This is a genomic window from Microbacterium sp. CSI-V (genome assembly GCF_001984105.1).
GTDB lineage: Bacteria > Actinomycetota > Actinomycetes > Actinomycetales > Microbacteriaceae > Microbacterium.
Map to the genome: position 1 here is coordinate 838866 of NZ_MTQM01000008.1, position 13047 is coordinate 851912.

Genomic DNA, 13047 nt, shown 5'->3' on the forward strand with positions numbered 1-13047 from the left:
AGGGATCGCAAGTGTCGGGCGTGTGAAATCGGCGGGAATCAGGTTCCCGCGCGCGGATGCACTTCGTAAACGAACACGGCCTGCGTCTTCGAGTCGACGCGCAGGGTGGCGGAGGTGGCGGCATCCCATCGGAGGGTCGTCGGCGCGGCACCGGGCTGGCCGGGGAGACCGCACGCGACGTCGGCCGACGTGCCGTCGACGCCGCCGATCTGGACGGTGAGGGGCGCGCCCGTGGCGCTCTCGCACGCGACGACGACATCCCACGATCCGCCGACGGGCTGGAGGTCCACGCTCGCCCCGGCCGATCCGACCTCGCCGGTGCCGCGGGCGACGGCGGTGCTGCCGCCGAGACCGTTCTCGGGCAGCGCGGTCGCCGCCCACTGTTCCAGCGTCGCGGCGTCGCTCGGCAGCGCTTCGCCGGGAGACGGTGCCGACGGGGAGAGCGACGGCGTGGAGGGAGGCGGGGTCGACGCCGAGGGAGCGGGCGACGCCGCGTCCGTCGACGTGCATCCCGCGAGCAGGATCAGCGCAGGGAACAGCAGGGCGGGAAGGGCCGCGCGGGCCGGGGGGTTCGACCTCATGACGGCACGGTACGCGCGAGTCCTGGGAGTCGCGTGGGCATCTCAGGCGCCCGCGGTCATCCACGCCCTGCCGCGCACGCGGAGTCCCAGCGTCGTGGCGCGGGCCAGCATGTAGACCCCGAAGAACGCGGCGGCGAGCCAGGCCAGACCCGCCGGGCCACCGCCCGCGAACACGGCCACGAGCACGAGCGCCGGAACGTACGGCACGAGGTTGAGCAGCCCCGCGATCGCGAGGTAGCGCGCGTCGCCGGCGCCGATCAGGACGCCGTCGAGCACGAACACGAACGACGCGAGCGGCTGCGCGACGGCGAGGACGAGGAGCGCCGGCTGGATCAGGGTGGCGATCTCGGGATCGCCCGTGAACACCAGACCGAGGACCCCGGATGCCGCGGCCACGAGCGCCCCGACCGCGACGCCGAACCACAGGCCCCACGCCACCGTGCGCGAGAGCACGTGCCGCGCCCCGGCGACGTCGCCCGCGCCGAGCGATTTGCCGACGAGCGCCTGCGCCGCGATCGCGAGCGCGTCCAGCGCGAAGGCCGCGGTCGAGAAGATCGTGAAGGCGATCTGCCAACCCGCCAGCTCGGCCGAGCCGAGGCCGGTGGCCACCGCCACCGTCGCGAGGAACGCGGCGCGCAGGCTCAGCGTGCGCAGGAACAGCCAGCCGCCCGAGCGCGCCGTGCCGCGGAGCCCGCCGGGCTCGGGGCGCAGCGACGCCGCGTGCGTGCGGGCCAGGCGCGTGGCGATGACGACGTAGGCGCCCACCATGCCCCACTGCGCGACGACGGTGCCGATCGCGGAACCGGCGATGCCCCAGCCGAAGCCGTAGATGAAGAGGAAGTTCAGAAGCGCGTTGGCGCCGAAGCCGAGACCGGCGATCCACAGGGGGGTCACGGTGTCCTGCATTCCGCGCAACAGCCCGGTCGCGGCGAACACGACGAGCATCGCGGGGAGTCCCCACATCGAGATCGACAGGTACACGCGGGCGTTCTCGGCCACATCGGGTGCCGCGCCGAACACGTCGACCAGCGCCGGGGTGGCGAGGACGCCCGCGGCGGCGAGGACGGCGCCGATCGTCAGCGCGAACCACATGCCGTCGATGCCGACGGACACCGCACGACCCAGCTCGCCGGCACCGAACCGACGCGCCACGGCGGGTGTGGTCGCGTACGCCAGGAACACCATCAGCCCGACCACCGTCTGCAGGACCGCGCCGGCGATCCCCAGCCCGGCGAGCGGCGCCACGCCGAGGTGGCCCACCATGGCGCCGTCGACGATGAGGAACAGCGGCTCGGCGATCAGCGCGCCCAGGGCCGGCACGGCCAACCGCACGATCGCGCGGTTCAGCGTCGCCGGTGCGGGGGTGGTCACCGTTCGAGCCTACGGCCGCCCCCCGACACGACATGCTGAGCCCGCGTGGAGCGGAGGGATTTATCCTGTCTCCATGACCCAGACCCCCCGATCCGGTCTCGCGCTCGACGAACTGAGCGACGAGATCCGCCCCCAGGACGACCTGTTCCGCCACGTGAACGGCCGCTGGCTGGAGCGCACCGAAATCCCCGACGACAAAGCCCGATGGGGCAGCTTCCATCTCATCGCCGAACAGGCGGAGAAGGACGTCCGCACCATCGTGGAGGAGTCGCAGCAGGCCGAGCCGGGCAGCGAAGCCCGCAAGATCGGCGACCTGTTCGCGAGCTTCCTGGACACCGACCGCATCGAGGAGGCGGGAGCGGCGCCGCTGGCGGATCAGCTCGCCCGCGTCGACGCCGTGACCGACGTGCCCGGCTTCCTCCGTCTCGTCGGGGAGCTCGAGCGCGACGGCGTGAGCGGCCTGCTGACCCTGTTCGTCGAGCCCGACCCGGGCGACCCCACCCGCTACGTCCCCGTGATCTACCAGGGCGGCCTGTCGCTCCCCGATGAGAGCTACTACCGGCTCGAGAACTTCGCCGAGACGCGTGCCGCCTACCGCGCGCACATCCAGCGCATGTTCGAGCTGGCCGGGGTCGCCGAGCCGGCGGCATCCGCCGATCGTGTCTTCGCCCTCGAGACCGAGCTCGCGACGCACCACTGGTCGCGCGAAGACAGCCGCGACGCCGTGAAGACCTACAACCTGCGCACGTGGGACGAGATGGTCGGCCTCGCCGGCCTCGACCTCGTGCCGTGGCGCGCGGGTGTCGCCCCGGGGCACGAGGACGCCTTCGCCGAGGTCGTCGTCTACCAGCCGAGCTTCATCGAGTCCCTCGGCGCACTGCTGGTCGACGAGCGCCTCGAGGACTGGAAGGCGTGGCTGCGGTTCGCCGTCGTGCACTCCGCCGCGGCGTTCCTGTCGGAGGAGTTCGTGGCCGAGAACTTCGCGTTCTACGGCACGCAGCTCACCGGTGTGCCGGTGAACCGCGAGCGGTGGAAGCGCGGCGTCGGCCTCGTCGAGGCGGCGCTCGGCGAAGCCGTCGGCAAGGTGTACGTCGAGCGGCACTTCCCGCCCGCGGCGAAGGATGCCATGGACGTCCTCGTGAAGAACCTGATCGAGGCCTACCGCGAGTCGATCACCGCGCTGGAGTGGATGACGCCCGAGACCCGGGAGCGCGCGCTCGTCAAGCTCGACGCGTTCACGCCCAAGATCGGTTACCCGGTGAAGTGGAAGGACTACTCCGACCTCGAGATCGAGGCCGGCGACCTCGTCGGGAACGTCCGCCGCGCCCACGTGTGGGAGCACGACCGGCAGCTCGCGAAGGTCGGTCAGCCGATCGACCGCGACGAGTGGTACATGACCCCGCAGACCGTCAACGCGTACTACAACCCGCTGATGAACGAGATCGTGTTCCCCGCGGCGATCCTGCAGTACCCGTTCTTCGACGCCGAGCGCGATGCGGCCGCCAACTACGGCGGGATCGGCGCGGTCATCGGCCACGAGATCGGTCACGGGTTCGACGACCAGGGCAGCCGCTTCGACGGCGACGGGTCGCTGCGCGACTGGTGGACGGATGCCGACCGCTCGGCGTTCGAGGAGCGCACCAAGGCGCTCATCGCCCAGTACGAGGCGCTCGTCCCCGAGGGCCTGAGCGAGGAGCACCACGTCAACGGCGCCCTCACGATCGGCGAGAACATCGGCGACCTCGGGGGCCTGGGCATCGCGCTCCGCGCCTACCGGCTGTCGCTCGGTGCGGACGAGCCCGCCGACGGTCCCGAGGTCGACGGGTACAGCGGCATCCAGAGGCTCCTGCTCAGCTGGGCGCAGATCTGGCAGCAGAAGGGCCGGGATGCCGAGACCATCCGCCTGCTGACGATCGACCCGCACTCGCCGAACGAATTCCGTTGCAACCAGATCGTGCGCAACATCGATGCGTTCTACGACGCGTTCGAGGTCACCGAGGGCGATGCCCTGTGGCTCGACGCGGACCAGCGCGTCACCATTTGGTGAGGTCGCGTTTGTTGCTCTCCTGACCCGGAAGGAGCCACGCTCGTGGGCATGCCACCGGTTCCCGAGCCTGCCGCACCCGAACCTTCCGGAGGGTCCGTGGAATCGTCGCGACGCGACGCCCCGGCCCTCCGGGGTTCGGCGCGGAAGGGACCTCGACGCCTGCCGCGACGGGCGGCCGCCGGTCGCCGATCGTTCACGGCGACGCTTCGCGCGCTCGACGAGCTCGCGGCATCCGGGGCGAAGGTGTCGGTGCGCATCGACGATCTCGACGGTGGCTCCGCGGTGCTCGAGGGCGACGATTTCGTCACGCTGCCGGTCGCCGGACTGGGCGTCGTCCCGCTGCTGGTCGAGGTGGCCGCGGCGATCGAGGCCGGCCGTGTCGAGGCTCTCGAGATCATCGACCGCGCCACGGTCCACACCGCGTCGGCCGGGGGAGTGTGGCAGCACCTGAAGGCTCCGGCGCTGCCGCTGGCGGACGTGGCGGTGCTCGCGGCGTCCGCCGGGGACGCGCTGGCGGCGAACGCGCTCCTGCAACGGGTGGGGCTGCCCGCAGTCCGCGCGCGCATCGAGCAGCTGGGGCTGCGGCGCACCGCCCTCCTCGACCGCTTCCGCGACGACCGCGGACCCGACGACGCTCCGCACGTCGCGCTGTCGACCGCGCGCGAGATGGCCTCCGTGTTCGCCGGACTCGTCAACTCCACGGTCGTGTCACCGGGGGTCAGTGCCCAGGTCGCGGAATGGCTGAGCCTGAACCACGACCTGTCGCTGGTGGCATCCGCGACCGGTCTCGACCCGTTCGCCCACGAGAACGACCGCCACGGTCTGCTGTTCGTCAACAAGACCGGCCGATCCGAGGGCGTGCGCGCCGAAGCGGGCGTGCTCGGCGGCCCGCGCGCGGGAGTCGCCTACGCGCTCATCGCGAACTTCGACGACCTCTCGATCGCGCACCGTCTGCGCGCGCACGACGCGTTCCGCGTGCTGGGCGTGGAGCTGATGGAGTACGTGTACTGACGGCGGGTTATCCCGCAACTCGCCCCGGAACGCAATCCCTCCGTGCGCAATGCGGCCCGGTGGGAATCTGGTGCCCCCGAACACCAGAAAGGACTGGGACGATGTCCGACACCACCGCATCCACCGACCCGTTCGCCGACTCCGCCGGCCCCGAGGGGCACTCGATCACCGATTGGACCGACCTCGGTCGCGAGATGTGGTCGTACCTCACCGGCCGCGGCGCCGCGGTCAACTACTCGTTCGTCGACATGACCGTCGAGGTGCCCCGCGACATCGGCCCCGACGCCCCCCGCGCGACGTGGAAGCTCAACGGCACCCTCCGCGTCACCACGAGCGACGACACCGCGCCGGGCTCCGACCCGTACCGCGGCAACTGAGAGCGGGCGCCGTCATGGTGCGCCTCGACATCGACCTCGCCTTCTCCGAGAAGGAGACGGGGACGGATGCCGCGCTCCCCCCGTTCGAGGGAACGATCACCGCCGCGGGTTCCGAGGTGCGCGTGACCATCAGCGACCCGTCGCGGCTGCCCGGCAACGGTCGCCGCACCCTCGCCGAGCTCTCCACGGTCGCCGACGCGCTCGCTGCCCGCGGAATCTCGGTGCGCGTGGAGGGGCCGGACGGCCCGATCCTGCACCTCGGCGACGTCAAGAGCAGTCTCCTGCAGCGGGTCGTGACCGGCTCGCCGCACATCCGACTCGGGTCCGTCGCGGCGCTGGCACCGCTGCTCACCCGCCGCAACGGGGGCCAGGCGCTCACGTTCCCGGTGCCGCCGGGGACGCCGCTGCCGCTCGTGCCGACCGTCAACCGGTTCGTTCCGCGCCGGATCACGACGACGCACTACACCCCCGGGTCGGGCCGGCCGCGCCTGATCTTCGCCGTCGGCTCCTCATCGTGGAACGGATCGCGCCCGCGCGAGTTCGACCTGCTCCCGACGAAGACCGTGATCGGGTCCGGCGACGAGGCCGACCTGCGTCTGCCCGGCCTCGCGCCCGTCCACGCCGAGATCCGGCACGAGGGCGACGACGAGTACGTCCTGTACGGATTCGACGTCGTCGGCGGCGGCGGTGCCGCGGTCGAGGGGCGTCGCGGTAACGGCCGCATCCTGCGCACGGGCGCGCGGATCGAGCTCGGCGACTGGCGCCTGGCGTACTTCCGCGCGGAGTGGGCCGATCACGGCCGTCCGTACGGCGGTCGTGTCGGCGGCGAGCTCGCGCGTCAGCGCAAGCAACCGCCGCGGGGAGGCACGGGCCCCCTGGCCGCGGCATCCGACCCCGACTGAGTCGACCCGCGCACGCCGAGACCGCATCCGTCGGACAGTGTCAGGCGGATGCCGTCTCGGCGGGCCCGCTCTCGGGCGCCACCACCCGCCACACGCTCCGCGTCGACGCGGCCACGAGCGTCGCCGCCACGACGAGCGCGGCGCAGGTCCACAGCACCGGGGTCGTTCCGACCGCGTGGGCGGCCGGACCGACGACCGCCTCGCCCAGGGGCACGGCGATGAACGACCCGACCATGTCGTAGGAGTAGACGCGCGAGAGCGCGTCGCGGGGGATGTGCGACTGCAGCGATTGGTCCCAGGCGATCGCGAAGAGCTCGATGGCGAAGCCGCCGAGCGCGAAGCCGACGAGCAGCACGGGCACCACGGGAGCCGCCGCGAGGGTCGCGACCGGAACCGCGGCGAACGCCATCGCGGCGACGCCGATCCCGAGGGCGCGACGGGGCCGCCAGCGCAGCGCGACCACCGCCCCCAGCGCGAGGCCCAGCGTCTGCGCGCCGATGACGAACCCCCACGCCGAGCGACCGATCGTCTCGTCCGCCACGACCGGCCCGAGCACCGCGACCGCACCGGTGAACGCGGCGTTCAGGACGGCGAACTGCAGGACCACGATCCACACCCAGGAGCGGCTCGTGAACTCCCGCCACCCCTCGCGCAGGTCCGCGATCATCGATGTCCGCGGCGCCGCAGCGCGTTCGGGCAGGCGCAGCCGGGAGAAGAACACGGCTGCGGCCGCGAACGCGGCGGCATCCACGGCCAGTCCCCAGCCCGGTCCGACCGAGGCGATCAGGATGCCACCCGCCGAGGCGCCGAGGATCGTGCCGCCGTTGAGTCCCAGGCGCAGCAGCGCGTTGGCCGAGCGCAGCTGGTCGGGCGGGACGGTGTCGGGCACGAGCGCGGCGGACGCGGGCAGGCTCACGCCGGCCACCGCGCCGTTGAGGATGCTCAACACGACCAACGCGGGCACGGTCGCGGACCCGGTCACGACGAGGGCGGCGACAGCGCCCTGCGTGAGCGCGGCCGCGACTGACGTCCCGACGAGCAGGAGATTGCGGGGGAGGCGGTCGGCGAGGACCCCGCCGAAGAGCAGGACGGCGACGTTCGCGATCGAACGGGCCGCGACGACGAGCCCCAGGTCGGCGGCCGAGCCCGTGAGGTCGAGCACGGCGAAGGCGAGGGCGATCGGGGCGACGGCGTTGCCCACGATGCTCGTCGTCCGCGCCGCGAGCAGCCACCGGAAGGCGGCGTGGCGCCACGGGCCCCAGCCGCTCACGGGCGTTCCAGCCGGAAGAGCGCGGCTGTCATCGAGACCGGCTGCGTCCCGGGGCTCCGCGGCGGCCGGGCGGCGGCGTGCAGGAGGGCGGAGGCCTCGGCGACGTGGTGCACCACCCGTCGCCACACCTCGGGATCGACCCACAGTTCGGCGTCGGTCGTGACGCCGGGACCGTCGGCGCGCCGACGTGCGCGACGCCGCAGCTCCTCGATGAGCGCTTCGACGTAGGACGCCTCGTCCTCGGCGGGGACGCGCGGCGCCGGGGGCGCGTCGGGATCGATCCGGCGCGAGGACGACTCGTGGCGGTAGCGCTTGGCATCCCCGCCCCGGAGGCGCACGGTCTCGACGACGCGGATCAGACCCACCCGCTCGAGCACGCGGAGGTGGTAGCTCGCCGAAGCCTGCGAAACGCCGAGCTCCCGCCCGACCTCGGCGGCGCTCATGGCCGCTCCGGTCAGCAGGGACAGCATTCGGAGCCGGAGCGGGTGCGCCGTGGTGCGAAGCTCGTCGATGCGGGACATCCCCCGATGCTCGCGCGGCGGGGGCCGACCGTCAAATGTCTCTTTGGGGGTCGGTGACCCCGGCCTCAGGACGTGAAGACGATGGTGTGGTTGCCGCTGCGGATGATGCGGTCCTCGGCGTGCCACAGCACGGCTCGCGAGAGCACCTGACGCTCGACGTCGGCACCGCGGCGCGCGAGCTCGGCGGCCGAGTCGGCGTGGGTGACGCGGATCGTGTCCTGCTCGATGATCGGACCCTCGTCGAGGTCGCCGGTGACGTAGTGCGAGGTCGCGCCGATGAGCTTGACGCCGCGTTCCTTGGCCTTCTTGTACGGCTCCGCGCCGATGAAGGCGGGCAGGAAGGAGTGGTGGATGTTGATCACCGGCACCCCGATCTTCTCGAGGAAGTCGGGCGAGAGGATCTGCATGTACCGCGCGAGCACGACGAAGTCGACGTTGCCGACGAGCAGCTCGAGGATGCGGGCCTCGGATGCCGACTTGTCGGGGCCGGGGGTCGAGGGGACGTGGAAGAACGGCACGCCGAACGAGCGGACGTCCTCCGCCGAGGTCGTGTGGTTGGACACGACCATGGGGATGCTCACGGGCAGGTCGCCGCGGCGGTGGCGCCACAGCAGGTCGAGCAGGCAGTGGTCCTGCTTGGACGCGAGGATCGCCATGCGCTTCGGGGTGGCGAGGTCGGTGAGCTTCCACTCGAGCTCGAACCCGTCGCGGAGCGTGCGGTGGAGATCCGCCTGGATCTCGGGCAGGGATGCCGCGAGGTCGGGGCGGTGGAACACCACGCGCTGGAAGTACGCCCCACCGCGCGTGCCGTCGGAGTACTGGTCGAAGGCGACGATGTTGCCGCCCTGACGGGCGATGAGAGCCGAGACCGCGGCGATGATGCCGGGGGTGTCGCTGCCGTGGACGATGAGGCACGCGTGATCGGGCTGCAGGTGGGGGCTCGCGGAGACCATCGGACCATTCTGCCGTGCCCCGGTGACGGCGATGACCACCGCCCCCGCCCTCGGCCGACCCGCCCCCGCCCTCGGCCGACCCGCCTCCGCCCTCAGCCGACTCGCGCGCGGCCGCGCGGACCGCGGTGTCGGCGCCCGCGACTAGCCTGGTGGATGCCGCTGTGTGCGGCATCCCCTCCCCTCTTCTCCCAGGAACCACCGTGATCAGCAGCCTCGAACGCCCCGGCTGGCGGACGTGGACGCTGTGGGGCGTGGGCGTCCTCGCCTACGTCGTGTCGATCGTCAACCGCACGTCGCTGTCGGCGGTGGGCGTGGATGCCGCCACCCGGTTCCAGGCCGACGCCTCGGCGCTGTCGATGTTCGCGGTGATCCAGCTGTTCGTCTACGGCGCGATGCAGATCCCCGTCGGACTGCTGCTCGACCGCTTCGGCGCACGACCGATGATCGCGATCGGCATGCTGCTCATGGCGGCGGGCCAGTTGGTCATGGCGTTCGCGGACGCGGTGGGGATCGGCATCCTCGCCCGCGTCCTCATCGGCGCGGGCGACGCGATGATCTTCCCGAGCGTCCTGCGCGTGATCGCGACGTGGTTCCCGGCGCAACGTGCGCCGGTGCTCGTGCAGCTGACGGGGATCATCGGTCAGCTCGGCCAGATCGTCGCCGTGGTGCCGCTCGCCGCGCTCCTGCACGCGACGAGCTGGAGCGTCGCCTTCGGCAGCGTCGCGGGGCTCGGCGTGCTGTTCGCCGTCCTCACGTACGCGATCATCCGCAACCGTCCGCCCGAGCGGCGCGACGATGCGGTCGACACGTCAGTCGACACCCAGACCGGCACGATCCGCGTCGTCACCTCGGCAGCCGATCTGCGGCAGGGCTTTCGAGAGTCGTGGGCGCACCCCGGCACCCGTCTCGGATTCTGGTCGCACTTCGCCACGCCCTTCGCCGGCACGGCGTTCATGCTGCTGTGGGGCTTCCCCTTCCTCACCGCCGGTGAGGGGCTGCCTCCCGCGACCGCGTCGGGCATCATGACGCTCTTCGTGCTGTTCGGCATCGTGAGCGGGCCGGTGATCGGAGCCCTGTCCAGTCGGCATCCGCGTCGCCGGTCGCGCTGGCTCGTGCTGCCCACCGTGGTGTTCCAGGCGCTCGTCTGGATCGTCGTCGCGGCCTGGCCGGGACCGGCGCCCCTGTGGCTGCTGATCGTGCTGATGTTCGCGCTCGCGACCGGTGGCCCGGCGTCGATGATCGCGTTCGACCACGCGCGCACCTTCACGCCCAGCCATCGCCTGAGCACCGCGACCGGCATCGTGAACGGCGGCGGCTTCCTCGCCGCGCTCCTCGCAATCCTCTTCATCGGTATCGCGATGGACGTGCAGGGCGCGGGCACCCCCGACACCTACTCTCTGGATGCCTTCCGCCTGGCGTTCCTCACGCAGGTGCCGCTGTGGCTGCTCGGGGGGATCGCGATCGTCGTCGAGCGCGGTCGCACGATCCGACACGTCGGCGGGACGCTCCCGCGCTGAGCCGCCCGCTCAGCCCTGCCCGGTGAGGCGGCCCCACAGGTCGCCGACGATGGGCGCCAGGTCGGACGCGCGTTCCGCCGACCCGGTGGCCACGGCGACCAGCGGGAACGCCGTCACCGCCAGCGCGACCATCACGGCCAGGACGGTCCACACGATCGCGGTCGCCGTGCGGCGGCGGGTCAGGGCAGCGAGGAGGAGTCCCGCGCAGACGACGACCCCGGCCAGTGCCACGAGGGTCACGCTCGCCGCCGGGAAGGGGACGAGCCCGACCGTGGATGCCGTGGCCCCGGCGAGGAACCCGACGAGCGGCAGGAACAGTCCCGCCGCGATCACGACGACGAGAACGGTCCCGATCCCCGCCGTCACGAGGACTCCGCGCGGTCGGCGGGCGGTCGTGATGCGTCCGGCTCTCATGTGTCGTCCTCTCGTCCGGGCCCGGGCGATCCGGGGCTTCACGGATAGGACGGTGTGCGCGGGCGCTTCGTCACGCCGCGGCGGGATCCCGCGTGGCTCGGCGCGGCATCCTCATCCCACTTCATGCGGGTTTCGGCGTGCGGGAGCAGCAAGAAGGGGGACATGATCCGCCAGAAGTGGGACGAGGGGGTGCTGCGTGTTCCGTGGGCAAACGGGGCGAGGCGCGCGCGGGCCGTGGATGCCAGACTCGGACCATGAGCACGTCCGGCATCGACATCCGCCCGCTCGACACCCTCGAGGCCATCGTCGTCGCGGCGCAGGTGTTCGACGACGTCTGGGTCGGTGATCGCGCGACGATGCCGGCGAACATCCTGCGGGCGCTCGAGCACTCCGGCAACTACGTCGTCGGCCTATACGACGGTGACCGGATGATCGGGGCGTCCGCGGCGTTCTTCGGACCTCCTGCGGAGCGCACGATGCACTCCCACATCACCGGCATCCTGCCCGGGTATCAGGGGCGCGGTCTCGGGCGTCAGCTCAAGGTGCACCAGCGCGAGTGGGCGCTCGAGCGCGGGATCGGCCGCATCACCTGGACGTTCGACCCGCTGATCCGCCGCAACGCGCACTTCAACCTCGCCGTCCTCGGCGCGAGCGCCACTGAGTACCTGGTGAACCAGTACGGCGAGATGCCCGACGACGTCAATCGCGGCGATGAGTCCGACCGGCTGATGGTGTCGTGGGCCGTGGCCGAGCCGCCCGCCCCGACGCCCGCCGGTGATGCGGTGCGGGCGGTCGTCGAGATCCCGGATGACATCGAGGCGCTCCGCCGCAGCGACCCGGCCGCAGCCGCCGAGTGGCGGTACCGCGTCCGCGACGAGCTCCGGGGGCACCTGGCATCCGGTCTCCGCATCGGCGGCGTCGACGCCCGCGGGTACCTGCTCGTCTGAGTCAGTCGCCCGAGACGGGCACGTCCTTCTCCGCGGCGGGGTCGCCCTGCCCGGGACCCGGACGTACGGCCGCGTCGTCGCGCACGTCGATGCGGGTGACGCCGTCGTGCTTCGTGACGTCGATGCGCGGGGCCGCGTCGGCCTCCGTCGCCTTCGGAGCGCTCGTCAGCTGGTCGTGACGGTTCTCTTCGAAGCTCTTCTCGTCGCTCATCGCCTCACTCCTTTCCGGCCGAACGCCACGCGTCCGACTCCATGTGCGATCCCGCCTGCGGGCCCATCTGCAGCATGCCGCCATCCACGACCCAGCTCGCGCCCGTCACGTACGAGCCCGACGGCGACGCGAGGAACCGGATCACGTCGGCGACCTCGTCCGGCTTGCCCGGGCGACCGAGGGGGATGCCGGGACGGTGGATGCGGTCGGCATCCTCGGCATCCATGTCGTTGATGGGGGTGGCGATCTCGCCCGGCGCGACGGCGTTCGCGGTGATGCCGTACTGCCCGAGTTCGAGCGCCATGGTCTTGATGAGGCCGCCGAGGCCGTGCTTCGCCGCGACGTACGGCGCCGAGCCGACGCGGGGCTGGTGCTCGTGCACGCTGGACACGGCGATGAGGCGCCCGCCGTTCCCGGCCGCGACCATGCGCTTCGCGGCGGTGTGCAGGGCGAGGAAGGCGCCGTCGAGGTTCAGGGCGATGTCGGTGCGCCAGGTGTCGAGGTCGAGGTCGAGGAAGGCTCCGCCGATGCCGCCGCCGGCGTTGTTGACGAAGACGTCGAGGCCGCCGAGTTCGTCGGCCATGGCGTTCACCGCCCCGGGGACCGAGCCGAAGTCGGTGGCGTCGAACTGCGCGACGACGGCACGGCCGCCGCGGGCGCGCACGCCCTCGGCCGTCTCCTCGGCGCCGTCCTTGTCGGAGTGGTAGGTGATGGCGACGTCGAGGCCGGCCTCGGCGAGCGCGAGCGCGGTGGCCGCGCCGATGCCCGAGTCCGAACCGGTGACGATCGCGTGGCGGGGAGTGAAGTCGCTCATGCCCGCGACGCTACGCGGCGGGTTCGGCCCCGACACCGGCCTTGCCACGCCGCGTGCGAGGGGTTACGGCGGGCAGGACCCCGGCAGAACCGGCGGTGCCGTGGCATCCGG

Annotated in this window: 14 protein-coding genes; 6 read left to right on the plus strand and 8 right to left on the minus strand. The window is 72.2% G+C overall.

Going from position 1 to position 13047, the window contains the following annotated elements:
• Positions 1-38: 38 nt before the first annotated feature.
• Together CSIV_RS10455 and CSIV_RS10460 are read right to left on the minus strand one after the other, a co-directional pair.
• Positions 39-581, minus strand: a complete 543-nt coding sequence (locus CSIV_RS10455; RefSeq protein WP_077051288.1) for a hypothetical protein — start codon at positions 579-581, stop codon at positions 39-41.
• Between the two features lie 42 nt (positions 582-623).
• Positions 624-1952: an MATE family efflux transporter gene (locus CSIV_RS10460; protein ID WP_077051289.1), complete on the minus strand. Its 1329-nt coding sequence runs from the start codon at positions 1950-1952 to the stop codon at positions 624-626.
• 73 nt (positions 1953-2025) lie between these two features.
• On the opposite strand from CSIV_RS10460, the gene CSIV_RS10465 reads away from it, so the two are divergent.
• The 4 genes from CSIV_RS10465 to CSIV_RS10480 all read left to right on the plus strand — a co-directional run bounded on the left by CSIV_RS10465 (position 2026) and on the right by CSIV_RS10480 (position 6289).
• Positions 2026-3999 (plus strand): M13 family metallopeptidase, encoded by a 1974-nt coding sequence (locus CSIV_RS10465; RefSeq protein WP_077051290.1) that lies wholly within the window; start codon positions 2026-2028, stop codon positions 3997-3999.
• A gap of 48 nt (positions 4000-4047) precedes the next feature.
• A complete protein-coding gene (locus CSIV_RS10470) occupies positions 4048-5010 on the plus strand; it encodes a serine hydrolase (protein WP_077051291.1) in 963 nt (320 codons plus the stop codon).
• Between the two features lie 101 nt (positions 5011-5111).
• Positions 5112-5387, plus strand: a complete 276-nt coding sequence (locus tag CSIV_RS10475) for a hypothetical protein (protein WP_077051292.1) — start codon at positions 5112-5114, stop codon at positions 5385-5387.
• A gap of 14 nt (positions 5388-5401) precedes the next feature.
• Positions 5402-6289 (plus strand): FHA domain-containing protein, encoded by an 888-nt coding sequence (locus CSIV_RS10480; RefSeq protein WP_077051293.1) that lies wholly within the window; start codon positions 5402-5404, stop codon positions 6287-6289.
• 40 nt (positions 6290-6329) lie between these two features.
• On the opposite strand, the gene CSIV_RS10485 is transcribed toward CSIV_RS10480, so the two are convergent.
• The 3 genes from CSIV_RS10485 to purU form a co-directional block, all read right to left on the minus strand.
• The gene (locus tag CSIV_RS10485) at positions 6330-7559 is read right to left on the minus strand and encodes an MFS transporter (protein WP_077051294.1); all 1230 of its coding nucleotides are present in this window, start codon (positions 7557-7559) and stop codon (positions 6330-6332) included.
• Positions 7556-8080, minus strand: coding sequence for an ArsR/SmtB family transcription factor (locus CSIV_RS10490; RefSeq protein WP_077051295.1), 525 nt, complete (start codon positions 8078-8080; stop codon positions 7556-7558). Before CSIV_RS10490 ends, CSIV_RS10485 begins: the two co-directional genes overlap by 4 nt.
• 65 nt (positions 8081-8145) lie before the next feature.
• Positions 8146-9033 (minus strand): formyltetrahydrofolate deformylase, encoded by an 888-nt coding sequence (gene purU / locus CSIV_RS10495; protein ID WP_077051419.1) that lies wholly within the window; start codon positions 9031-9033, stop codon positions 8146-8148.
• Positions 9034-9233: 200 nt separating this feature from the next.
• On the opposite strand from purU, the gene CSIV_RS10500 reads away from it, so the two are divergent.
• Complete coding sequence (locus CSIV_RS10500) at positions 9234-10550, plus strand: MFS transporter (RefSeq protein WP_077051296.1); 1317 nt, start codon at positions 9234-9236, stop codon at positions 10548-10550.
• 9 nt (positions 10551-10559) lie between these two features.
• Here CSIV_RS10500 and CSIV_RS10505 read toward each other — a convergent pair whose 3' ends face one another.
• Positions 10560-10964 (minus strand): MFS transporter permease, encoded by a 405-nt coding sequence (locus CSIV_RS10505; protein WP_077051297.1) that lies wholly within the window; start codon positions 10962-10964, stop codon positions 10560-10562.
• A 254-nt stretch (positions 10965-11218) separates the two neighbouring features.
• Between CSIV_RS10505 and CSIV_RS10510 the strand changes: the two genes are divergently transcribed.
• On the plus strand, positions 11219-11911 hold the full coding sequence (locus CSIV_RS10510; protein ID WP_077051298.1) for a GNAT family N-acetyltransferase: 693 nt from the start codon (positions 11219-11221) through the stop codon (positions 11909-11911).
• A gap of 1 nt (position 11912) precedes the next feature.
• On the opposite strand, the gene CSIV_RS10515 is transcribed toward CSIV_RS10510, so the two are convergent.
• Together CSIV_RS10515 and CSIV_RS10520 are read right to left on the minus strand one after the other, a co-directional pair.
• On the minus strand, positions 11913-12122 hold the full coding sequence (locus CSIV_RS10515; RefSeq protein WP_077051299.1) for a multidrug transporter: 210 nt from the start codon (positions 12120-12122) through the stop codon (positions 11913-11915).
• A gap of 4 nt (positions 12123-12126) precedes the next feature.
• Positions 12127-12936 carry an SDR family oxidoreductase gene (locus CSIV_RS10520; RefSeq protein ID WP_077051300.1) on the minus strand — a complete coding sequence of 270 codons (810 nt, stop codon included), beginning with the start codon at positions 12934-12936 and terminating at the stop codon, positions 12127-12129.
• Positions 12937-13047: the final 111 nt, after the last annotated feature.

Excerpts from the sequence above, each read along its gene's own strand:
- CSIV_RS10505 (WP_077051297.1), bottom strand. The coding sequence starts at position 10,964 with ATGAGAGCCGGACGCATCACGACCGCCCGCCGACCGCGCGGAGTCCTC.
- CSIV_RS10515 (WP_077051299.1), bottom strand. The coding sequence starts at position 12,122 with ATGAGCGACGAGAAGAGCTTCGAAGAGAACCGTCACGACCAGCTGACG.
- CSIV_RS10475 (WP_077051292.1), top strand. The coding sequence starts at position 5,112 with ATGTCCGACACCACCGCATCCACCGACCCGTTCGCCGACTCCGCCGGC.
- CSIV_RS10480 (WP_077051293.1), top strand. The coding sequence starts at position 5,402 with ATGGTGCGCCTCGACATCGACCTCGCCTTCTCCGAGAAGGAGACGGGG.
- CSIV_RS10490 (WP_077051295.1), bottom strand. The coding sequence starts at position 8,080 with ATGTCCCGCATCGACGAGCTTCGCACCACGGCGCACCCGCTCCGGCTC.
- CSIV_RS10510 (WP_077051298.1), top strand. The coding sequence starts at position 11,219 with ATGAGCACGTCCGGCATCGACATCCGCCCGCTCGACACCCTCGAGGCC.
- CSIV_RS10465 (WP_077051290.1), top strand. The coding sequence starts at position 2,026 with ATGACCCAGACCCCCCGATCCGGTCTCGCGCTCGACGAACTGAGCGAC.
- CSIV_RS10520 (WP_077051300.1), bottom strand. The coding sequence starts at position 12,936 with ATGAGCGACTTCACTCCCCGCCACGCGATCGTCACCGGTTCGGACTCG.
- CSIV_RS10455 (WP_077051288.1), bottom strand. The coding sequence starts at position 581 with ATGAGGTCGAACCCCCCGGCCCGCGCGGCCCTTCCCGCCCTGCTGTTC.
- CSIV_RS10470 (WP_077051291.1), top strand. The coding sequence starts at position 4,048 with ATGCCACCGGTTCCCGAGCCTGCCGCACCCGAACCTTCCGGAGGGTCC.
- purU (WP_077051419.1), bottom strand. The coding sequence starts at position 9,033 with ATGGTCTCCGCGAGCCCCCACCTGCAGCCCGATCACGCGTGCCTCATC.